Here is a 19,823-nt window from a genome sequence, read left to right on the forward strand (position 1 = left end):
CACGCCGGTCTGCGAGACGTCCCTGCCGGTCCATTCGATCCGGCGGGGACGTCTCGCTGCGGGCCCGCGTCCCGCAGCGCTCCGGACGGCATCGACTGTAGCGTTCCCTTTTATGGCAAAGTCGGGCAAATGTGTCCGGAGGCTCGCATCCGTTCGGCCGACGTCGCCGCGTGCAATCGGGCGGCGTGTCCGAAATGGGATGTTATGGGTCGGCAGTGTAGAACGGGAGATGTGACGGCTATGGCTACGGGAATGCTCCGGTTTCGCGGCACATCCGCCGTCAGTCCCCGACTCCTGGTCGCGGGGGGCACCGGCCTTGGCAGGCGACGGTGACCGCGGATGCCGACGCGCGTGAGCGCGCGGTGCTCAGGAAGGCCGCCGACGAGAACTTCCCGGTGGCACCGTTCTTCCTGCCCGGCCTCTGGCGGCGCGACCTGATGGCCGTTTACGGATACGCCCGGCTCGTCGACGACATCGGAGACGGTGACCTCCCCCCGGGCGGCACCGATGCCGGACTCCTCGGGCGCGCCGTTCCGCCGCCCGAAGGAGCCGTCGGCCGGCTGGCCCTGCTGGACGCCCTCGAAGCGGATCTGCGCCGGGTCTTCCGGTCCGAGCCCCAGCACCCCCTGCTGCGGGCGCTCCAGCCGACCGTGCGACGTTGCGGCCTCACCCCTGAACCGTTTCTGCACCTCATCGAGGCGAACCGGCAGGACCAGCGCGTCAGCCGCTACGGCACCTACGACGACCTCCTCGCGTACTGCGAGATGTCCGCGAATCCCGTGGGGCGCCTCGTGCTCGCCGTCACCGGCACGACCACGCCCGAACGCGTCCGCCGCTCCGACGCCGTCTGCACCGCCCTCCAGATCGTCGAACACCTGCAGGACATCGCCGAGGACCACCGGCGCGGCCGCATCTACCTTCCGGCCGAGGACATGAAGCGCTTCGGCGTCGACGAGAAGGACCTCGCGGCGCCACGCAGCAGCCCGGCCCTCTGCACACTCGTCGGATACGAGGCGGAACGGGCCGGCAGCCTGCTCGACGAGGGAACCCCGCTCGTCGCCGGCGTGCGGGGACGGCTCAGGCTGCTGCTCGCGGGCTTCGTCGGGGGAGGCCGCGCCGTGCTCACCTCCATGGCGTCCGCCGGACACGACGTGCTGCCCGGCCCGCCCAGGCCCACCCGGCTCGACCTGGTGCGCGAGATGGCGGCGACCCTGCGAAGAAGGGGGTGAGCCGGACCGTGGACAGACACGAACCCGTGCCCGCGCCGGTGCTCGCCGCCTACGCCTACTGCGAGACCGTCACGGGACAGCAGGCCCGCAACTTCGCCTACGGCATCAGGCTGCTCCCGGCAGCCCGGCGGCGGGCCATGTCGGCGCTGTACGCCTTCTCGCGCAGGGTCGACGACATCGGAGACGGCGAACTCACGCCCGTCGCCAAGCAGGACCGCCTCGAGGACACCCGGCTGCTGCTCGACCGGGTCCGCACCGGGAAGATCGCCGAGGACGACACCGACCCGGTCGCGGTCGCGCTCAGCCACGCCGCACAGGTCTTCCCGATCCCGCTCGAGGGGCTGGACGAGCTGATCGACGGCGTCCTCATGGATGTCGGCGGCCGCACCTACGACACCTGGGACGACCTCGCGGTCTACTGCCGCTGCGTCGCCGGAGCCATCGGACGCCTCTCCCTCGGAGTGTTCGGCACGGTGCCCGGCAGTCCCGACACAGGCCGGGCCGCCGAGTACGCGGACACCCTCGGTCTCGCCCTCCAGCTCACCAACATTCTGCGCGACGTCCGCGAGGACGCCGGCAACGGCCGCACCTACCTCCCGGCCCAGGACCTCGCGGCGTTCGGGTGCTCGGCCGGCTTCCGGAACGCGCGCCTGCCCGCCGGAGCCGACTTCGCCGGACTCGTGCACCTCGAGGCCGAGCGGGCCCGCGCCCTGTTCGACACGGGCTACCGGCTGCTGCCCCTGCTCGACCGGCGCAGCGGTGCCTGCGTCGCCGCCATGGCCGGGATCTACCGCCGGCTGCTGGACCGGATCGCCCGCGACCCCGAGTCCGTCCTGCACGGACGAGTCTCGCTGCCCGGCCCGGAGAAGCTCTACGTCGCCGTGCGCGGCCTCACCGGATCCGAGGCCCGCCGGGCAGGCCGCTCCGCACGGGGGCGGTCACGGTGACGCACGAGCCGAGGGACGAGTACGACGCAGTCGTCATCGGCGGCGGGATCGCGGGCGCGGCTGCCGCCCTGGCACTGGCCGACGCCGGCCGCCGCGTGACACTGGTCGAAAGCCGGGCCCGGCTCGGAGGCCTGGCCTTCTCCTTCCGGCGCGGCGAGCTGACCGTCGACAACGGGCAGCACGTCCATCTCCGATGCTGCACCGCCTACCGCCGGCTGCTGGAGCGCATCGGCGGCGCCGGGCTTGCACCGGTCCAGGAACGCCTGGACGTCCCCGTGCTCGACGCCGGGCATCCCCGGGGCCCGCGGCTCGGCCGGCTGCGCCGCACCGCTCTCCCGGTTCCGCTGCACCTGGCCGGCAGCCTTGCCGGCTACCCGCACCTCCCGCCCTCCGACCGAGCCCGGGTGGCCCGCGCCGCGCTGGCCCTGCGCACCCTGGACCCGTCCGATCCGGCCCTCGACACCACCGACTTCGGAACCTGGCTGCGCGACCAGGGACAGTCTCCGCGCGCCGTCGAAGCGCTCTGGGACCTCGTCGGCAGGGCGACGCTCAACGCCACCGCCAGTCAGGTCTCCCTCGGGCTCGCCGCCATGGTGTTCCGGACGGGCCTGCTCTCCGAGCCCGGTGCCGCCGACATCGGCTGGTCGCGCGCCCCGCTCGGCGACCTGCACGACACCCTGACCCGCGCCGCGCTCGACCGGGCGGGAGCTGTTACCCGGCTGCGTACCCGAGTCACCGAGATCAAGCGCACGGCCGAAGGACGATGGCAGGTCGGCTGCGCTTCCGGACCGCACGGCAGCGAACAGTCCCTGGAGACGCGCACCGTCGTCCTGGCCGTTCCCCAGCACGAGGCGCACGCCCTGCTGCCCGAGGGGGTGCTCGACGACCCCGGCCGACTGCTGGGCATCGGTACCGCCCCCATCCTCAACGTGCACGTCGTCTACGACCGCCGGGTGCTGCGCCGTCCGTTCTTCGCCGCGCTCGGCACTCCGGTCCAATGGGTCTTCGACCGCACCGCCCCCTCAGGGCTCGCCGGAGGAGGGCAGTACCTCGCGCTGTCGCAGTCGGCCGTGCAGGACGAGATCGACGAGCCCGTCGCCGTGCTGCGCAACCGTTACGTCCCCGAACTCGAGCGTCTGCTGCCCGCCGCACGCGGTGCGCAGGTGCGCGACTTTTTCGTCACGCGCGAGCGAAACGCTACATTCGCCCCCGCGCCCGGAGTCGGACGGCTCAGGCCGGCCGGACGGACCCGTGCCCCCGGTTTTTTCCTGGCCGGTGCGTGGACCGATACTGGCTGGCCCGCAACGATGGAGGGTGCCGTGCGCAGTGGCCTGCACGCCGCGGACGCGGCCCTCCGCGATCTCGGCCGCCCGCATGACCACCCCTTGCAGGAGGCCGTATGAGCGAGCGCAGCGAGGTGTTCGCATGAGCACCGGCACAGAACCCAGAGGAGCAAGCGTGACTTCGGCGAATCCGGTCATCGACGACGCGGGCGTGACCGCGATGCTGGAGCGGGGGCGGACACTGGCCATGCCGGTGCTCCGTGCCGCCGTCGACAGGCTCGCACCGCCCATGGACACGGTGGCCGCCTACCACTTCGGCTGGATCGATGCCGAGGGTCGGCCCTCCGCCGGCGACAGCGGCAAGGCGGTCCGCCCTGCCCTCGCGCTGCTCTCCGCCGAGGCGGCCGGCGCATCCCCGGAGGTGGGGATCCCCGGAGCCGTCGCCGTGGAACTCGTGCACAACTTCTCGCTGCTCCACGACGACCTCATGGACGGGGACGAGCAGCGCCGGCACCGAGACACGGTGTGGAAGGTGCACGGCCCGGCCCAGGCCATCCTCGTCGGCGACGCGCTGTTCGCCCTGGCCAACGAGATCCTCCTGGAGCTCGGCACGGTCGAGGCGGGACGTGCGACCCGCCGTCTCACCGTTGCGAGCCGCAAGCTCATCGACGGCCAGGCCCAGGACATCAGTTACGAACACCGGGAGCGGGTCTCCGTCGAGGAGTGCCTGGAGATGGAGGGCAACAAGACCGGCGCCCTGCTCGCCTGCGCCGTCTCCGTCGGAGCGGTCCTCGGCGGAGCCGACGACGCCACGGCCGACGCCCTCGAGACGTACGGCTACCACCTCGGTCTGGCCTTCCAGGCCGTCGACGACCTGCTCGGCATCTGGGGTGAGCCCGAGGTCACCGGCAAGCGGCCGTGGAGCGACCTGCGCCAGCGCAAGAAGTCCCTCCCGGTGGTCGCCGCACTGGCCTCCGACGGTTCCGCGTCACGGCAGCTCGCCGACCTGCTGGCCGCCGACGCCAAGAGCAGTGACATCGACAGCTTCGACGAGCAGGAGTTCGCCACCCGGGCCGCCCTCATCGAGGAAGCCGGCGGCCGTGCCTGGACGTCGGAGGAAGCCGTTCGGCAGCACGCCACCGCCGTGGCCGCCCTGCAGGGTGTGGACATGCCCGCCGCGGTACGGCAACAGCTGGTGGAGCTCGCCGACTTCGTGATCGTCCGCAGACGATGAGCCGCCGCCTCATATGAGTCGCTGTCGCCGGCCGGCCGTGCCCCCGCTCCGGGGGCTGTGAGCCGGCCGTCGGCAGGCCCCGCCACAGCAGAGAGTTCACTGCCAGCAAGGGGAAGCCATGACAGCGACGACAGACGAGAACGGCGGGGTGACCGGTTCGCCGACACTCGTACCCACCCACGCCGGGGAACCCGCCGCGGACGAGTACGGAACCCGGGCCGTGGCCGAACAGGCGACCGTACGGGCCGTCCAGCACCTGCTGGCCCGTCAGGACGAACAGGGCTGGTGGAAGGGTGACCTCCAGACCAACGTGACGATGGACGCCGAGGACCTGCTGCTGCGCGAGTTCCTCGGCATCCGCGACGCCGCGACCACCGAGGCGACGGCCCGTCACATCCGCTCCGAGCAGCAACCGGACGGCACCTGGGCGACCTTCCACGGGGGGCCGGGGGAGCTGTCCACCACCATCGAGGCGTACTTGGCCCTGCGGCTCGCGGGTGACCAGCCCGACGCGCCGCACATGGCAGGGGCGGCCGCATGGGTGCGGGAACAGGGCGGGATCGCCGCCTCCCGAGTCTTCACCCGCATCTGGCTGGCGCTCTTCGGCTGGTGGCGGTGGGAGGACCTTCCCGAGATGCCGCCCGAGATCATCTTCCTGCCGAAGTGGTTTCCGCTCAGCATCCACAACTTCGGCTGCTGGGCCCGGCAGACGATCGTGCCGCTGACCGTCGTGTCGGCCGAGCGGCCGGTGCGCCCGGCGCCGTTCTCCCTGCACGAACTCCGCGCCGAGCCGTCCCCGTTCCGCCCGCGCCCCGGTGAAGGCAGGCGCTCCGTCTGGGATGCCGTCTTCCGCCGGGTCGACCGGCTCGCCCGCAGTTACCGGAAGGTCGCCGTGCGGCCGTTGCGGCGGGCCGCGCTGGGGGCCTGCGCGCGCTGGATCGTCGAACGCCAGGAGAACGACGGCTGCTGGGGCGGAATCCAGCCGCCCGCCGTCTATTCGGTCATCGCTCTGCACCTGCTCGGGTACGACCTCGGGCACCCGGTACTGCGGGCCGGGCTGGAGTCCCTGGATGCCTTCGCCGTACGGGGCGGGGACGGCAGCCGCATGGTCGAGGCCTGCCAGTCGCCCGTGTGGGACACCTGCCTGGCGACCATCGCCCTCGCCGACGCGGGGTTGCGTCCCGACCATCCGGCGCTCGTCAAGGCAGCAGACTGGATGCTGGGGGAGCAGGTCGTGCGGCGCGGTGACTGGGCCGTTCAACGGCCTCAACTCGCACCCGGCGGATGGGCGTTCGAGTTCCACAACGACAACTATCCCGACATCGACGACACCGCCGAGGTCGTTCTCGCGCTGCGCCGGGTACGGCACCCCGACCCCGAACGCGTCGAGCGCGCCGTGCGTCGGGCGGTGCGGTGGACTCTGGGCATGCAGTCCGGCAACGGCGGCTGGGCGGCCTTCGATGCCGACAACACCGGCTCGTTCCCCGGCCGGTTGCCGTTCTGCGACTTCGGGGAGGTCACCGACCCGCCGTCGGCCGACGTCACTGCGCACGTCGTGGAGATGCTCGCCGTGGAAGGGGTGAAGGACGGCGCACGGGCCCGGCGCGGGGTCTCCTGGCTGCTGCGTGAGCAGGAGCCGGGCGGCTCCTGGTTCGGCCGCTGGGGCGTCAACCACGTGTACGGAACCGGTGCCGTCGTCCCCGCGCTGATCGCAGCGGGTATCGACCCCGCGCATGCCGCGATCCGGCGTGCGGTGCGGTGGCTCGTCTCCGTGCAGAACGACGACGGCGGCTGGGGCGAGGACCTGCGCTCCTACCGGGAGGAGGACTGGATCGGCCGCGGCGCCTCGACGGCATCGCAGACCGCGTGGGCGCTGCTCGCCCTGATCGCGGCGGGGGAGCGGGACACGGACGCGGTGACCCGCGGCGTGGACTGGCTCGCCCGTACCCAGCGCGAGGACGGCAGCTGGGACGAGCCCTGGTTCACCGGCACCGGCTTCCCGTGGGACTTCTCGATCAACTACCACCTCTACCGTCAGGTCTTCCCGCTCACGGCGCTCGGACGGTATCTGCAGGGCGACCCGGTGGCCCCCGGCGGGCGGCTCGCGCACGACAGCCGGGCCACCTGATGGGCGAGGCCCGCGGCACCGGAGCCCTGCTGGTCGCCTGTGCGCTCGGAATCGAGCGTCTCGCCCTGCGGGGCGGCGACCGCAGCGGTGCCGCCGGCCCCGTGACGGTGCTCCGGACGGGCATGGGACCGCTGGCGGCGGAGCGTGCCGTCCTGGGGGCGTTCCGGGACGGCCGGGTGCCGCCTGACGCCGCAGTGGTCGCCACCGGTTTCTGTGCCGGACTGGCGTCGGGGATGCACCCCGGCGACATCGTCGTCGCCGACATGACCCGTGACGCGGCCGGGCGAACGCTGTGCACGGGGACCACGGCGCTCTCGAAGGCGATTGCGGGCATCGCACCCCGGGGGAGAGCCGGCGCCGTCCACATCGGGACCGTCGTGGGCTCGGGGCATGTGATCAGGGGGTCCGAACGGGCGCAGCTGCGCTCCGCCGGGGCCGTGGCCGTCGACATGGAGTCGGCGGCGACCCTGCGTACGGCAGTGCGGGCCGGGGCCCGTCCGGTTGCGGCCGTCCGGGTGGTCGTGGACGCTCCAGAGCATGAGCTGGTCCGTATCGGCACGCTTCGAGGGGGAATATCAGCATTCCATGTCCTGCGTGAAGTCCTTCCGGCTTTCTTCGAATGGCACCGTTCGCTGCTTCTCCCCAGGAGGTGAGCCAGATGGCCATGCCGCTCCGCCAGACCATCCGGGTCGGTACGTATCTCGCCGAGCAGAAGCTGCGCAGACGGGAGAAGTTTCCGCTGATCGTGGAACTCGAACCGTTGTTCGCATGTAATCTGGCCTGTGAGGGATGCGGCAAGATCCAGCACCCGGCCGGAGTGCTCAAGCAACGGATGCCCGTCGCGCAGGCGGTGGGCGCGGTCCTCGAGTCCGGTGCCCCCATGGTCTCCATCGCGGGTGGCGAGCCCCTCATGCACCCGCAGATCGACGAGATCGTGCGGCAACTGGTACGCAGGCGCAAGTACGTGTTCCTGTGCACCAACGCGATGCTGCTCCGCAAGAAGATGGACAAGTTCACTCCCTCCCGCTACTTCGCCTTCGCCGTCCACATCGACGGTCTGCGGGAGCGCCACGACGAATCCGTGGCCAAGGAGGGCGTGTTCGACGAGGCGGTGGCGGCCATCGAGGAGGCCAAGCGCCGCGGATTCCGCGTCACCACCAATTCCACCTTCTTCAACACCGACACCCCGCAGACCGTCGTCGAGGTCCTCAACTACCTCAACGACGACCTGAGGGTGGACGAGATGATGATCTCGCCCGCCTACGCCTACGAGAAGGCACCCGACCAGGAGCACTTCCTCGGCGTGGAGCAGACCCGCGAACTGTTCCGCAAGTCCTTCGCCGGCGGAAACCGCAAGCGCTGGAGGCTCAACCACAGCCCCCTCTTCCTCGACTTCCTCGAGGGCAAGGTCGACTTCCCCTGCACGGCATGGGCCATCCCCAACTACTCGCTCTTCGGCTGGCAGCGTCCCTGCTACCTGATGAGCGACGGATACGTTCCCACCTACCGGGAACTCATCGAGGACACCGACTGGGAGGCCTACGGTCGTGGCAGGGACCCCCGCTGCGCCAACTGCATGGCCCACTGCGGCTACGAACCCACCGCCGTCCTGGCCACCATGGGCTCGCTGAAGGAGTCCCTGCGAGCCGCCCGCGGCACAATCGGTATCGGCTGACCGGTGACCGGATTCGACCTGGCGAAACTCCTCTCGGGGCGCAGCGCCGAACGCTACGAGCTGCACGACCGGTACCTCAACCACCAGCTCCCCCGCGTGCTGCGCACGATCGGCTTCGACAAGGTCTACGAACGGGCCTCCGGCGCCTATCTGTGGGACGCCGAAGGACTGGACTACCTGGACATGCTCGGCGGCTTCGGGGTCATGGGCCTGGGCCGTCACCACCCGGTGATCCGGCAGGCCCTGCACGACGTCATCGACGCATCCCTCCCCGACCTGACCCGATTCGACTGCCAGCCGCTGCCCGGCCTGCTCGCGGAGAAACTGCTGGCGCACACCCCGCACCTGGAGCGCGTGTACTTCGGCAACAGCGGCACCGAGGCCGTGGAGACCGCGCTGAAGTTCGCCCGCTGCGCGACGGGCAGGCCGCGAATCGTCTCCTGCACGCACGCCTTCCACGGGCTCACCCTCGGATCGCTGTCCGTCAACGGCGAGAGCGGCTTCCGGGAGCCCTTCGCCCCGCTCCTCCCCGACACCTGCATCCCGTTCGGAGACCTCGACGCGCTGGAGCGCGAACTGCGGCGCGGGGACGTGGCCGCGTTCGTGGTGGAACCGATCCAGGGCAAGGGAGTCCACGAGACGCCGCCCGGCTTCCTCCTCGCCGCCCAGGAGCTCCTGCGCCGGCACAAGGCCCTGCTCATCGCCGACGAGGTGCAGACCGGCCTGGGCCGCACCGGTGACTTCTTCGCCTATCAGCACGAGCCCGGTGTCGAGCCCGATCTGGTGTGCGTCGCCAAGTCCCTGTCCGGCGGGTACGTGCCCGTGGGCGCCACGCTCGGCCGCGACTGGATCTTCCGCAAGGTCTATTCGTCGATGGACCGGGTTCTCGTCCACTCCGCGAGCTTCGGCGGCAACGCCCAGGCGATGGTGGCCGGCCTGGCCACGCTCACCGTCATGGAGGACGAGGACATCGTCGCCGACGTCCGCCGCACCGGAGACCTGCTGCGCTCCCGGCTCGATGCCCTCACCGACCGCTATGAACTGGTGGAGGAGGTGCGGGGCCGCGGCCTGATGATCGGCATCCAGTTCGGCCGGCCCCGCTCACTCGCCCTGCGCAGCCGCTGGGCGATGCTCCAGGCCGCGCGGAAGGGGCTGTTCGCCCAGATGATCGTGGTGCCGCTGATGCAGCGCCACCGCATCCTCACCCAGGTGTCCGGAGACCGCCTCGAGGTCATCAAGCTGATTCCGCCGCTGATCATCGGGGAGCCGGAAGTCGACCGGTTCGTCGGCGCGTTCACCGAGGTCATGGACGACGCCCACGGTGGCGGCGGGTTGATCTGGGACTTCGGCCGTACGCTGGTCCGGCAGGCGGTCGCCCAGCGCTGACATTCTTGCCCATGAGGCAAGTCATTTGCCTGCCCGGTCTCCCCTCTGGCTCAATCGAGTCATGAGCCCCGGCACCGAGAACGTCCCGGCAGATCTGCCCGCCGTCGCCCCCAGGCTGCGGACCTGCGGCGGCGCAGCGGCCTGACCTGGAAGCGGCGGCCCGGCGGCTGGGTCTCTCGCCCGCGCACCTGTCCCGCCTCGAGACGGGCATGCGCCGACCGTCGCTGCCCGTCCTGCTCCTGCGGAGCCCGACCGGCGTAGCGAGACGCCACCCCGCTCATGGGGTGGTGGAGTCACGCTCAGGGACGAACCCGGAGCCGAGCGCGGGGAGGGACGCTTCCCCCGCGGTCTCGTCCTGCGGCTCTTCGCCCATCTCGTCGCGGGTCACCTCTTCGCGGCGTTCCTCCATCTGCTGTTCTGCCTCGGCAATCACCGGTGACGCCGGGCCCCCGCGGATCCGGCCGGCGGCTGCTCAGCCGGTTTCGAGCAGGCGCTCCCGCAGGCGCTCGCGACGGTCCGGGCGGAATCCCAGACCCTCGGCCAGATAGCGGTCCGTACCGCCCCAGGTCTGCTCGAGGGTGTCGAAGGCGGCCGTCAGGTACTCGATGCGCGCGTCGAACAGCGGGTTGAGCAGCTCCAGGACCTCGGGGGACATCGCGGCCGCCGAATTGTTCCCGCGCCGCACTCGGTAGCGGCGGTGCGGGGCGGCACTCTCCAGGTAGTCGGCTTCGATGGCCTCGCGTTCCACCCCGAGGGCGAGGAGGGTGATCGCGACCGAGAGGCCCGCACGGTCCTTGCCCGCGGCGCAGTGCATCAGGGCGGGGACGCTGTCCTCGGCGAGGGCGTGCAGCATCCGGCTGTGCTCGTCGGTCCGCTTGCGGATGATGGCGCGGTAGGAGCCGATCATGCGGTCCGCGGCCTGCCCGTCGGAGAGCGCGGCCCTCAGCTGCGGAAGATCGCCGTCCCGCACCATCTTCCAGAACTCGGCACCGTCAGCCGGGTCGCTCAGGGGCATGTTGACGTTCCGTACGCCGTGCAGTGTCACGTCAGGGCCTTCGAGGGCGACATCCGCCGAGTTCCGGAAGTCGAAGATCGTGTGCAGCCCGAGGGAGGACAGGAACGTGACGTCCTGCTCGGTGGCGTGCGCCAGATGGCCGCTCCGGTAGAGCACGCCCTTGCGCACCCGCCTGCCGTCCACGGTCGGCAGCCCGCCCACGTCCCGGAAGTTGCGCACCCCCGACAGTTCCGGCTCGGTGGACGGGACCTGCGGCGTCTGCGTCACGGGCGTCTCCTCGGTCTCGGCCGTCGGCGCCTCTCGCCGGCGGGGCGGTCCCTCGACCTTACGACAGGGAATTCCGGCGGGGACTGTGGCCCGTGCCACGCGGGACCCCGTCACGCGAGGGCCCCGAAACGGGGAAACGGCCCCGGTTCACAGCGAGGCGAGACTGCTGTACCGCAGGTCGGCCCAGAAGACCTTGCCGCCGCCGGTGCGGTCGACCCGTACACCCCAGTCGGCGGAGAGCGCTCCGACGAGGAGCAGTCCGCGTCCGCCTTCCTCCCCGATCGCGTCGGCCTGCCGGGGTCTCGGCTCGGTCTCGGCCCGGCCCTGGTCGGTGACCTCGACGCGCAACCGGGCGCCTATGACCCGGACTTCGCAGCTGACCTTCACGCTGTCGGTGTGCCGGACGGCGTTGGTGAACAACTCAGAGACCACCAACTCGGCGTCCGCGCGGGCTCTTTCGTCCACCCCCCACTCGCGGAGCTGCGTGATGACACGCCGCCGGGCCTTGGAAACGGAGCCGCCGCGTGCCGGCAGATGAAACGCGTCCCGAAGATGCTGGACGACGGCGCCGCCACAGCGCCCCAGCCGGAAAACGTCATGGGAGGTAGGCACTGTGCAACTATGCGGGCTGTGACACGCGTATGGCAAGGATCATTCTGCAAATTGCAGAATTTCCCCGATGCCATGCCCGAAGCGGCCGATCGCATGCAACACTGCATCTCCGCACGGTCGTTGGAGGGGACGCGCAGTGAAGGAAACACGGTCGGGAGGCGCCCCGACCGTCCTGCGTGTGGTCCTCGGCAGGCGTCTGCACGACCTGCGTGAGGCCGCCGGGATCTCCTACGAGGAGGCGGCGGAAGCCCTCGACGTCACCCACGCGACCATCCGCCGCATGGAGAAGGCCGAAGTCGGCCTCAAAGTCCCCTATGTGGAGAAACTCCTCAGCACCTACGGTGTGACCGACCAGGAGGAACTCGAGAGCTTCGTCGCGCTGACGCGCGAGGCCAACCAACCCGGGTGGTGGCACCGTTTCCGCGACGTGCTCCCCGAGTGGTTCAGCGCCTTCGTCAGCCTCGAGAGCGAGGCCAACCTCATCCGAGCCTACGAGTCGCACTACGTACCCGGGTTGCTCCAGACACCCGACTACGCGTACGCCGTTCTGCGCGCCGGAATGCCGCACGCCTCCGACGAGGAGATCGACCGGGCCGTAGCCCTGCGCACCGAACGCCAGGCACTCCTGACGCGCGACCCCGCACCGCTGCTGTGGGTCGTGATGGACGAAACGGTCCTGCGGCGTCCCGTCGGCGGACCCGCGGTCATGCGCGGCCAGATCGCCCGGCTGATGGAGGCGTCGGCGACCATGCCGAACGTCAGGCTCCAGGTCATGCCGTTCAAGGCCGGTCCGCACCCCGCCATGTACGGGCCGTTCCACATCTTCCGCTTCCCCATCCCCGAACTCCCCGATGTCGCCTACGTGGAGAGCCTCATCGGCGGCATCTATCTCGACCGGGCCAACGACGTGTCGGCATTCCTGGAGGCACTGGACCGCATGTGCGCCCAGGCCACTGCGCCGAACACCCCCACCGAGGCCCTGCTGGACGGCTTGCGCAAGGAGATCTGAGCCATGGACCGCATCTACAACGGAATGCCGTCGAAGGACCTCGGCACCGAGGGCTGGCACAAGCCCTGGAGCGGAGGAAACGGCGGCTCCTGTGTCGAAGCCATGCGGCTCGGGGACGGACGGGTGGCGCTGCGCCAGTCGACCGACCCCGAAGGGCCCGCCCTGATCTACACCCGCCACGAGATCAGCACCTTCATCCAGGGGGCGAAGGCCGGGGAGGCCGACTTCCTGCTGGCGTGAAATGCGATTGCCCATCCGTACCGCGCGCACCGAGGGGAGAGCGATGAGCGACCAGAACTTCGCAGCCGAAGACATCGACACCGCAAGGCCGCACCCGGCCCGCATGTACGACTACTACCTGGGCGGCCACGACAACTACGAGGTCGACCGCCAGGCCGCCGACCGGCTCGTCGAGCAGTACCCGGACGTCCTGCCGAGCGCGCGCGCCAACCGGGATTTCCTGCTGCGTGCGGTCCGCACCGTCGCCGATGCCGGCATCCGCCAGATCATCGACATCGGCACGGGCATCCCCACCTCGCCCAACACCCACGAAGTCGCCCGGGAGAGCGCCCCCGACGCCCGGGTGGTCTACGTCGACAACGACCCCATCGTGGCGACACACGCCCGGGCCCGTCTGACCAGTACGCCCGGCACCGGCTTCGTCCACGCGGACCTGCGCGACCCGGAGGCCATCCTCCGGCACCCCGTCGTGCAGGAGATCGTCGACTTCGGACAGCCCGTCGCACTGATCCTCGTCGCCGTCCTCCACTTCGTCCCCGACGACGACGATCCGGCCGGGATCGTCACCGCGCTCACCAAGGCACTCCCGCGCGGCAGCCACCTCGTCCTGAGCCACGGCACGCTGGACTTCCACGACCACCTCGGTGACGGTGCCGCCGAGGTCTACCGGAGCTCGACGGCTTCACTGCACCTGCGCTCCCATCCCGAGATCACGCCGTTCTTCGACGGATTCGAACTACTGGACCCCGGCCTCGTCCAGGTGCCGCTGTGGCGCCCGGAGAGGGCGTTGCCGGAGGTCGAGGTCCTGCGCAGGATCGGCGTCTACGGCGGGATCGGCGTCAAGGACTGAACGGTGCCGAACGGCGGCCCGGGCCGGCGGGGGAGCGCCGGCCCAGACGCGGTCAGCCCCGCACCGGGATGTCGCAGGAGTCCCTGAAGCCCTGGCTCGTCAGGCCCAGCGACGCGTTGATCCGGGACCGCATGTTCTCCAGCGCCACCATGGCCGTCAGCTCCACGAGCGCGGCGTCGTCCAGATGCTCCCGCAGCCGGGCCACCAGCGCGTCGTCGACCGTCGGCGGCGTGGCGGTCATGGCCTCCGCGTACTCCATGACGTCGCGCTCCAGGGGCGTGTAGACATCGCTGTCCCGCCACCGGGGCACGTCGCTCAGCTTCCGCACGTCCATGCCGCGCCGGTGGCTCTCCCAGTAGCCGAAGTCCATGCACCACGAGCATCCGATCGAGGCGGCCGAGGCCGCCACCGCCAGCGTCTTGAGCGCCTCGTCGAGCCGGTGCCACCTGGCCACGCCCTGCTCCAGACGCAGCACCGACACCAGCACCCGGCGGTTGTGGGCGGCGGCCCGGGCCGGGTCGAGGACCTTGCCGTAGGTACGCCGCGAGTACCACTCCACGGCGCGGGTCACCAAGGTGCGCGGAGGATCGAGCGAGATGCGGGCCATGACAGGCCTCCCGTCCGGTTGCTGCTGTTGTCGCGTGCACCCCCTGCGACGGACGGCAGTCCGGGAACGTGACATCCCCCTGCGACCATGGGCCCATGAATGCCACGGACGGCGCACTGTTCCCCCGCCCGGCCGCCTTGATCGCGCCCGGCGCGATGCACCTGCCGGAGCACCTGGACCCCGGGGCCCAGCACGACCTGCTGGCGGCGTGCCGGGAGTGGGCCAGGCCGCCGGCCGGGCTGCGCACCGTCCGGATGCCCGACGGGAGCCGCATGTCCGTCACCCAGGTGTGCCTCGGACACCACTGGTTTCCGTACGGCTACGCGCGCACCGTGGTGGACGGGGGCGGCGAGCCCGTCAAACCGTTCCCGCCCTGGCTGCGGGACCTGGCCCGGGCCGCCGTTGCCACCGCGTACGGCCGCCCCTGCACCGAGTCCTACGACATCGCGCTGATCAACTTCTACGGCGCGGGCGCACGGATGGGCCTGCACCGGGACAGCGACGAGAAGTCCCCTGCTCCGGTCGTCTCGCTCAGTCTCGGCGACACCTGCGTCTTCCGGTTCGGCAACACCGAGTCGCGCGGGCGCCCCTGGACGGACATCGAGCTGCGCAGCGGCGACGCGTTCGTCTTCGGCGGGCCGTCGCGTTTCGCCTACCACGGCGTCCCCCGCACCCGGCCCGGAACCGCCCCGCCGCACCTCGGGCTGAACGGGCGGCTGAACATCACGCTGCGGGTGAGCGGCCTGCCGGAGCGGCCCTGAACCTGCGCCGCCGTGCAGATATTCGGCTGCAAGCGTCCGTGCCGGTGCGGCAGTCTGTCCCGCGTGGGCTGGACGACGACGCACGACATCGACGTGTTCACCACCGCCGCGGGCGACTTCCTGAGGCGGGACCCGGTGGGCAACACCCTGCCGCTCTCGGTCGCGGACACCCTGCGGTCGGCGGGTCTCGACCTGTACGGCGAGCGGGCACCCGAGTTCGGCTGGTGGACGGGCGCGGCCGGCCGTGTCGCGGGGGCCTTTCTGTGCACACCCCCACGCCCGCTGCTGCTGTCGGCGATGCCCGCGGAAGCCGCCGCCGAACTCGCCGACGACCGGGCTCGCGTCCACGGCTCCGACGCCGGACCGGATCCCGCGAGGTGCACGGTCAACGGTGCCGCTGAGGTCGCGCAGGCCTTCGCCGGTGCCTGGCAGCGGTGCAACGGGCAGGCTCCACGCGTCGACGTCCGCTTCCGCCTTCACCGCCTGACCGGGCTCGTTCCGCCGAACCCGGCACCCCCGGGCCTCGCCCGTGCCGCCACACCTGCCGACCGGCCCCTGCTGATCGACTGGCTCGAGCACTTCGCCCGGGACACGCACGAACCGATGGACGACATCCCCCGGATCGTCGATCACTGGATCCGCCACGGCGGATTCACCCTCTGGGAAACCGACGGAACCCCCGTCGCCTGCGCCGGATCCCGGCCCTCCGCGGCCGGATCGGTCCGGATCGGTCCCGTCTACACCCCCGACGACCAGCGGCGACGCGGATACGGCGGAGCCGTCACCGCGGCCGTCACCCGAGCCGCGACAGAGTCGGGTGCCCGGGAGATCCTGCTCTTCACCGACCTCGCCAACCCCACCAGCAACGCTCTGTACCGGCGCCTGGGCTACCGTCCGGTCGAGGACCGTCTGGTCCTCTCGTTCGGGAAGGACACTTGATCGGCCGCAGAAGGGGGGCGCTCGCGAGGCGTGAACCCCCAGGACGCGGAGAATAGAAGTCCGGATGCTCCGGTGTGAACCCGGTGCCTCCGTACCACCGCTCCCCGCCTCATCAGGAGGTGCCGTGCCCGGCTCACGCTTCCGACGACCCCGATTCGCCGGCCTGCGGCCCGCGTCCTTCGGGGCCGATCCGTCCGGTGACCGGCTGGAGCGGATCCGGCGGTCACCGAACTACGCCGACGGTCAGTTCCGCAACACCGTCCCCACACGCACCATGCTCCCCGGGGCGGCGCGGGGGATGCTCAAGGCGAGCCTGCGCGGAACCGACCGCGCGCTGCGCACCCCGTCGGGTCCCGTTCCGGTACACCGGCCCACCACGCAGGACTGGGGGCGTCCACCCGCGTCGGGCCTGCGCCTGACCTGGATGGGCCACTCCAGCGTGCTCGCCGAGATCGACGGCAGCCGCATCCTGTTCGACCCCGTCTGGGGGGAGCGCTGCTCCCCGTTCACCTTCGCCGGCCCGCGCCGGCTGCATCCGGTGCCCCTGCCGCTGGCCGAGATCGGACCGGTGGATGCGGTGGTGATCTCCCATGACCACTACGACCACCTCGACATGCCCACGATCAAGGCACTGGCGGCGACGGGCACCGTGTTCGCCGTGCCGCTCGGTGTGGGTGCGCACCTGGAACACTGGGGCGTCGCTGCGGGCGACATCGTCGAACTCGACTGGCACGACTCGACAAAGGCCGCCGGAGTGACACTCACGGCCACCCCGGCCCGTCACTTCTGCGGGCGCGGGCTGCGCGGCGGTCAGCAGACCTTGTGGGCCTCCTGGGTGGCCGCAGGCCCCGAGCATCGCGTCTTCCACAGTGGGGACACCGGCTATTTCCACGGTTTCGCCGACATCGGCGCGGAGTACGGGACGTTCGACGCCACCATGATCCAGATAGGTGCCTACAGCGATTTCTGGCCCGAGATCCACATGACTCCGGAGCAGGGCGTCCGCACCCACGTCGACCTCTCGCGCGGGACGCCGGCCGGCTCCCTCCTGCCGATCCACTGGGGCACCTTCAACCTGGCTCCGCATCCGTGGGACGAACCCGTCGAGCTGACCACGGCGGCAGCCGAGGCTGCGGGAGTGCGCGTGGCCACTCCGAAACCGGGCGAGCCGTTCGAGCCGTCCGGCACGCTCCCCACGGACCCGTGGTGGCGGGCGGCGGCCGAGCCCGGCGCCCGCCGGCCGGGGAGTCGTGCCGTGGTGGCCGGCGCCGCACCGGCCCCCCGGGAGAGCCTCGATCTCGCGGGCGAGCGGTGACGCAGCCGGCCGGGCATCGCGCCGGGTACAAGGCGCCTCCACTCCGCCGGGCATGAGTGGGCACGCGGCTGGGGAGGGTGGGTGCGGGAGGCGAATCGCATGACACACGACGGCAGCCGCACCGGCAGCAGCGATGCTTACCGCGCCGATCACTTCGAGGCGCCCGACGGAACGCGCGTGGCCACGTACACCTGGCAGCCGGCGTCCCTTCCGCCTCGTGCCGTGGTGCAGATCGCCCACGGTGCGGCGGAACACGGCCTGCGCTACGACCGGTTCGCGCAGTACCTGGCCGGACACGGCTACGCCGTCGTCGCCTCGGACCACCGAGGGCACGGAGCCACCGCGGCGTCCACCGGAGGCCTCGGCGTGGCAGGCGATGACGGGTGGCGCGCGATCGTGGCGGACCTGCGAGCCATCGGCAGCCGTGCCCGTGCGGAGTTCGACGGGGCGCCCCTGGTCCTGCTCGGCCACAGCATGGGGTCCATGCTCGCGCGGGACTGTGCCCAGGAGTTCGGGGACGAGTTGGCCGGGCTGATCCTCTCGGGGACGTTCCGCTCGCTGCCCGGCGCCGAGACCGAGACGTCCCTCGCCCGGCTCGAGCGGGAGATCGCCGAGCACGGAAGTGCTGCGCTGTCCGGGTACATCCCGGAGCTCTTCGCCTCGTTCAACGACCTGTACACCCACCGGACCGGGTTCGAGTGGCTGTCGCGCGACGAAGCAGAGGTGGACACGTACGTCGCGGACGAACGATGCGGCTTCCCGTTCAGCGCGGGACTGGCGCTCGACTGGGTGCGTGCTGCCCGCAAGGTCAACGATCCGCGCAACCTCACCCGGATCCCGGTCGGGCTTCCGGTCCATGTCGTCGTGGGCACCGAGGATCCCTGCAACCAGCGCATGACACTCGTCTACGAGCTGCTCGAGGACTTCCGCTATCTCGGGACCCGACAGCTGAGCTGGAAGGGGTACACCGGCGCGAGGCACGAGATCCTCAACGAGACGAACCGGGCCGAGGTGCAGGACGACCTGCTGGCCTGGCTGGCCGCGCTGGTTCCCGATCAGCCGGTCGGTGTGGGCGACGAGGAGGGCCAGGGCGACACGAGGTTGCCGGTCGGTTCCGGCTGAACCGGCCGCTCCGGGGGCCGGGGCCCGGAGCGGGGAGGCCCGCGCGGCCAGAGGGCACAGCGCGGGGTGCGCTCACCTGCTGCCGGCTCGGGACACACGCGGGCCCACGCCGTCGGAATGGGCCACGTGTGTCCCGACGGCGTGCAGGCAACACGACGGGGCCCCGGCCGCGCCGCTCGCCGTCGCAGGTGTTGCCCGGCAGCCGTCCGCCGTGGTCAGAGAGGCTTGACCTCGAAGGGGTCGTGCTCGGAAATCAGCTTCTCCAACCGTGCCTGGTCAACGCGGTGCGTCACCTCCCCGATCTCCTGCCGGTCCCGCACGCACTTGGCGAGTGTGAAGCTGGACGTCACGACGAAGACCAGGCCGAGGGCCAGAAAGCCCCGCTCCCAGTCGCCAAGGGGCAGCTTGGCGATGCCGTATGCCATCGTCACCAGAGAGATTCCGAACGAGATCGCGGCCTGCACGAAGAACGCCGTGGTCGTCGGCCGCTGAATGGATGCGCTCATGTTCACAGGGTCGTGCGCGGAGCCGTCCCGCACATGAGTAGAGGTACTCAACCCGAGGTGGGGACGGCACCGGCGGAGCGGGGGTATGCCGCCGTTCGGCCACCTGTTGTGTCGGAGCCGTCGCTCGGGGTCATCGACGTCGCGGCTGCTGGGCTCTGTGCTCAAGATGTTCGTAATGTGTGCATATAGAGATATAAGCGCATATGCAAGAGCCGGACGGCCAGGTCCGTATGGCCGCGTCGCAGGGCAGTCGCACCGCGTCGCCGCCGGTCGGAGGCGGCGACGCGAGGGAGTGGGCAAGCACCCATTGAAGTGCGGTATTGTTCTCGTGCGCGGTCGGCCGGGGGCAATCCCCAAGCCGCACGGGCACCGGGACGTGGCGCAGCTTGGTAGCGCACTTGACTGGGGGTCAAGGGGTCGCAGGTTCAAATCCTGTCGTCCCGACGGTAAAAGCAAAGGCCAGGGGCCGTTTCCCATCACGGGAAGCGGCCCCTGGCCTTTGTGCGTGACCACGGGGTGGCGTTTCCCCGGGAGGCCCGGTCCATGGCAACCACCCCTGTCTGCGCTTGTTCCGCTTGGAGTCGCTGGTGTCTACCGCTGCAGGGCTCCTGTCCGACGCCATGTCGGGGTCGGTGGGCGGTGGACGGGCAGGGTTCCACTGATATGCGAGGTAGGGTGCGGGTGAATGACGACAGGGC

General features: G+C 71.0%; 20 protein-coding genes, 1 tRNA gene and 1 pseudogene. 18 read left to right on the top strand and 4 right to left on the bottom strand.

The genetic code is table 11. The features are described from left to right. Positions 1–329: 329 nt before the first annotated feature. The 10 genes and pseudogenes from hpnC (at position 330) to M1E25_RS24195 (ending at position 10,321) form a co-directional block, all read left to right on the top strand. On the top strand, positions 330–1,229 hold the full coding sequence (hpnC, locus tag M1E25_RS24155) for a squalene synthase HpnC (RefSeq protein WP_251419192.1): 900 nt from the start codon (positions 330–332) through the stop codon (positions 1,227–1,229). After that, positions 1,226–2,176: a presqualene diphosphate synthase HpnD gene (hpnD, locus tag M1E25_RS24160; RefSeq protein ID WP_251419194.1), complete on the top strand. Its 951-nt coding sequence runs from the start codon at positions 1,226–1,228 to the stop codon at positions 2,174–2,176. Before hpnC ends, hpnD begins: the two co-directional genes overlap by 4 nt. Next, positions 2,173–3,579, top strand: a complete 1,407-nt coding sequence (hpnE, locus tag M1E25_RS24165) for a hydroxysqualene dehydroxylase HpnE (protein WP_251419196.1) — start codon at positions 2,173–2,175, stop codon at positions 3,577–3,579. Before hpnD ends, hpnE begins: the two co-directional genes overlap by 4 nt. Before the next feature lie 22 nt (positions 3,580–3,601). Further along, entirely contained in the window at positions 3,602–4,693 is a 1,092-nt protein-coding gene (locus M1E25_RS24170) for a polyprenyl synthetase family protein (protein ID WP_251419198.1), read from the top strand. Between the two features lie 118 nt (positions 4,694–4,811). Further along, positions 4,812–6,821 carry a squalene--hopene cyclase gene (gene shc / locus M1E25_RS24175; RefSeq protein WP_251419200.1) on the top strand — a complete coding sequence of 670 codons (2,010 nt, stop codon included), beginning with the start codon at positions 4,812–4,814 and terminating at the stop codon, positions 6,819–6,821. After that, positions 6,821–7,474: a phosphorylase family protein gene (locus M1E25_RS24180; protein ID WP_251419203.1), complete on the top strand. Its 654-nt coding sequence runs from the start codon at positions 6,821–6,823 to the stop codon at positions 7,472–7,474. Before shc ends, M1E25_RS24180 begins: the two co-directional genes overlap by 1 nt. A 5-nt stretch (positions 7,475–7,479) precedes the next feature. After that, a complete protein-coding gene (gene hpnH / locus M1E25_RS24185; protein ID WP_251419205.1) occupies positions 7,480–8,496 on the top strand; it encodes an adenosyl-hopene transferase HpnH in 1,017 nt (338 codons plus the stop codon). Between the two features lie 3 nt (positions 8,497–8,499). Further along, positions 8,500–9,882: an aspartate aminotransferase family protein gene (locus tag M1E25_RS24190; RefSeq protein WP_251419207.1), complete on the top strand. Its 1,383-nt coding sequence runs from the start codon at positions 8,500–8,502 to the stop codon at positions 9,880–9,882. Positions 9,883–9,943: 61 nt separating this feature from the next. Next, positions 9,944–10,121, top strand: a pseudogene (locus M1E25_RS25980) (helix-turn-helix domain-containing protein); the annotation flags it as partial. 116 nt (positions 10,122–10,237) lie between these two features. After that, on the top strand, positions 10,238–10,321 hold the full coding sequence (locus M1E25_RS24195; RefSeq protein WP_372501405.1) for a DUF6126 family protein: 84 nt from the start codon (positions 10,238–10,240) through the stop codon (positions 10,319–10,321). A 33-nt stretch (positions 10,322–10,354) separates the two neighbouring features. On the opposite strand, the gene M1E25_RS24200 is transcribed toward M1E25_RS24195, so the two are convergent. Further along, entirely contained in the window at positions 10,355–11,164 is an 810-nt protein-coding gene (locus M1E25_RS24200; RefSeq protein WP_251419209.1) for a tyrosine-protein phosphatase, read from the bottom strand. Positions 11,165–11,311: 147 nt separating this feature from the next. Continuing rightward, complete coding sequence (locus M1E25_RS24205) at positions 11,312–11,776, bottom strand: ATP-binding protein (protein ID WP_251419211.1); 465 nt, start codon at positions 11,774–11,776, stop codon at positions 11,312–11,314. Positions 11,777–11,912: 136 nt separating this feature from the next. On the opposite strand from M1E25_RS24205, the gene M1E25_RS24210 reads away from it, so the two are divergent. The 3 genes from M1E25_RS24210 to M1E25_RS24220 are packed head-to-tail and all read left to right on the top strand — an operon-like array spanning position 11,913 to position 13,875. Next, positions 11,913–12,785 (top strand): Sco1979 family transcriptional regulator, encoded by an 873-nt coding sequence (locus M1E25_RS24210; protein ID WP_251419213.1) that lies wholly within the window; start codon positions 11,913–11,915, stop codon positions 12,783–12,785. Between the two features lie 3 nt (positions 12,786–12,788). Beyond that, positions 12,789–13,025, top strand: coding sequence for a DUF397 domain-containing protein (locus tag M1E25_RS24215; protein ID WP_251419215.1), 237 nt, complete (start codon positions 12,789–12,791; stop codon positions 13,023–13,025). Between the two features lie 43 nt (positions 13,026–13,068). Then, positions 13,069–13,875: an SAM-dependent methyltransferase gene (locus M1E25_RS24220; protein ID WP_251419217.1), complete on the top strand. Its 807-nt coding sequence runs from the start codon at positions 13,069–13,071 to the stop codon at positions 13,873–13,875. Positions 13,876–13,927: 52 nt separating this feature from the next. Here the strand turns inward: M1E25_RS24220 and M1E25_RS24225 are convergent, their stop codons facing one another. Continuing rightward, entirely contained in the window at positions 13,928–14,482 is a 555-nt protein-coding gene (locus M1E25_RS24225; protein WP_251419219.1) for a carboxymuconolactone decarboxylase family protein, read from the bottom strand. Positions 14,483–14,577: 95 nt separating this feature from the next. On the opposite strand from M1E25_RS24225, the gene M1E25_RS24230 reads away from it, so the two are divergent. The 4 genes from M1E25_RS24230 (at position 14,578) to M1E25_RS24245 (ending at position 18,619) form a co-directional block, all read left to right on the top strand. After that, positions 14,578–15,243, top strand: coding sequence for an alpha-ketoglutarate-dependent dioxygenase AlkB family protein (locus M1E25_RS24230; RefSeq protein ID WP_251419221.1), 666 nt, complete (start codon positions 14,578–14,580; stop codon positions 15,241–15,243). Between the two features lie 63 nt (positions 15,244–15,306). Next, entirely contained in the window at positions 15,307–16,182 is an 876-nt protein-coding gene (locus tag M1E25_RS24235) for a GNAT family N-acetyltransferase (RefSeq protein WP_251419222.1), read from the top strand. A gap of 124 nt (positions 16,183–16,306) precedes the next feature. Beyond that, a complete protein-coding gene (locus tag M1E25_RS24240; RefSeq protein WP_251419224.1) occupies positions 16,307–17,497 on the top strand; it encodes an MBL fold metallo-hydrolase in 1,191 nt (396 codons plus the stop codon). Between the two features lie 99 nt (positions 17,498–17,596). Further along, positions 17,597–18,619 (top strand): alpha/beta fold hydrolase, encoded by a 1,023-nt coding sequence (locus tag M1E25_RS24245; protein ID WP_251419226.1) that lies wholly within the window; start codon positions 17,597–17,599, stop codon positions 18,617–18,619. 215 nt (positions 18,620–18,834) lie between these two features. On the opposite strand, the gene M1E25_RS24250 is transcribed toward M1E25_RS24245, so the two are convergent. Continuing rightward, the gene (locus M1E25_RS24250; protein ID WP_251419228.1) at positions 18,835–19,125 is read right to left on the bottom strand and encodes a YiaA/YiaB family inner membrane protein; all 291 of its coding nucleotides are present in this window, start codon (positions 19,123–19,125) and stop codon (positions 18,835–18,837) included. 370 nt (positions 19,126–19,495) lie between these two features. Between M1E25_RS24250 and M1E25_RS24255 the strand changes: the two genes are divergently transcribed. Continuing rightward, positions 19,496–19,569: transfer RNA gene (locus tag M1E25_RS24255), tRNA-Pro, on the top strand. Positions 19,570–19,823: the final 254 nt, after the last annotated feature.

The sequence above is a fragment of the Streptomyces meridianus genome, from assembly GCF_023703325.1.
Classification (GTDB): Bacteria; Actinomycetota; Actinomycetes; order Streptomycetales; family Streptomycetaceae; genus Streptomyces; species Streptomyces meridianus.

Bases quoted from the DNA above. Each gene is read 5' to 3' on its own strand.
- M1E25_RS24180 (WP_251419203.1), top strand. From the start codon at position 6,821: ATGGGCGAGGCCCGCGGCACCGGAGCCCTGCTGGTCGCCTGTGCGCTC.
- shc (WP_251419200.1), top strand. From the start codon at position 4,812: ATGACAGCGACGACAGACGAGAACGGCGGGGTGACCGGTTCGCCGACA.
- M1E25_RS24220 (WP_251419217.1), top strand. From the start codon at position 13,069: ATGAGCGACCAGAACTTCGCAGCCGAAGACATCGACACCGCAAGGCCG.
- M1E25_RS24170 (WP_251419198.1), top strand. From the start codon at position 3,602: ATGAGCACCGGCACAGAACCCAGAGGAGCAAGCGTGACTTCGGCGAAT.
- M1E25_RS24250 (WP_251419228.1), bottom strand. From the start codon at position 19,125: ATGAGCGCATCCATTCAGCGGCCGACGACCACGGCGTTCTTCGTGCAG.
- M1E25_RS24245 (WP_251419226.1), top strand. From the start codon at position 17,597: ATGACACACGACGGCAGCCGCACCGGCAGCAGCGATGCTTACCGCGCC.
- hpnH (WP_251419205.1), top strand. From the start codon at position 7,480: ATGGCCATGCCGCTCCGCCAGACCATCCGGGTCGGTACGTATCTCGCC.
- M1E25_RS24225 (WP_251419219.1), bottom strand. From the start codon at position 14,482: ATGGCCCGCATCTCGCTCGATCCTCCGCGCACCTTGGTGACCCGCGCC.
- M1E25_RS24215 (WP_251419215.1), top strand. From the start codon at position 12,789: ATGGACCGCATCTACAACGGAATGCCGTCGAAGGACCTCGGCACCGAG.
- M1E25_RS24230 (WP_251419221.1), top strand. From the start codon at position 14,578: ATGAATGCCACGGACGGCGCACTGTTCCCCCGCCCGGCCGCCTTGATC.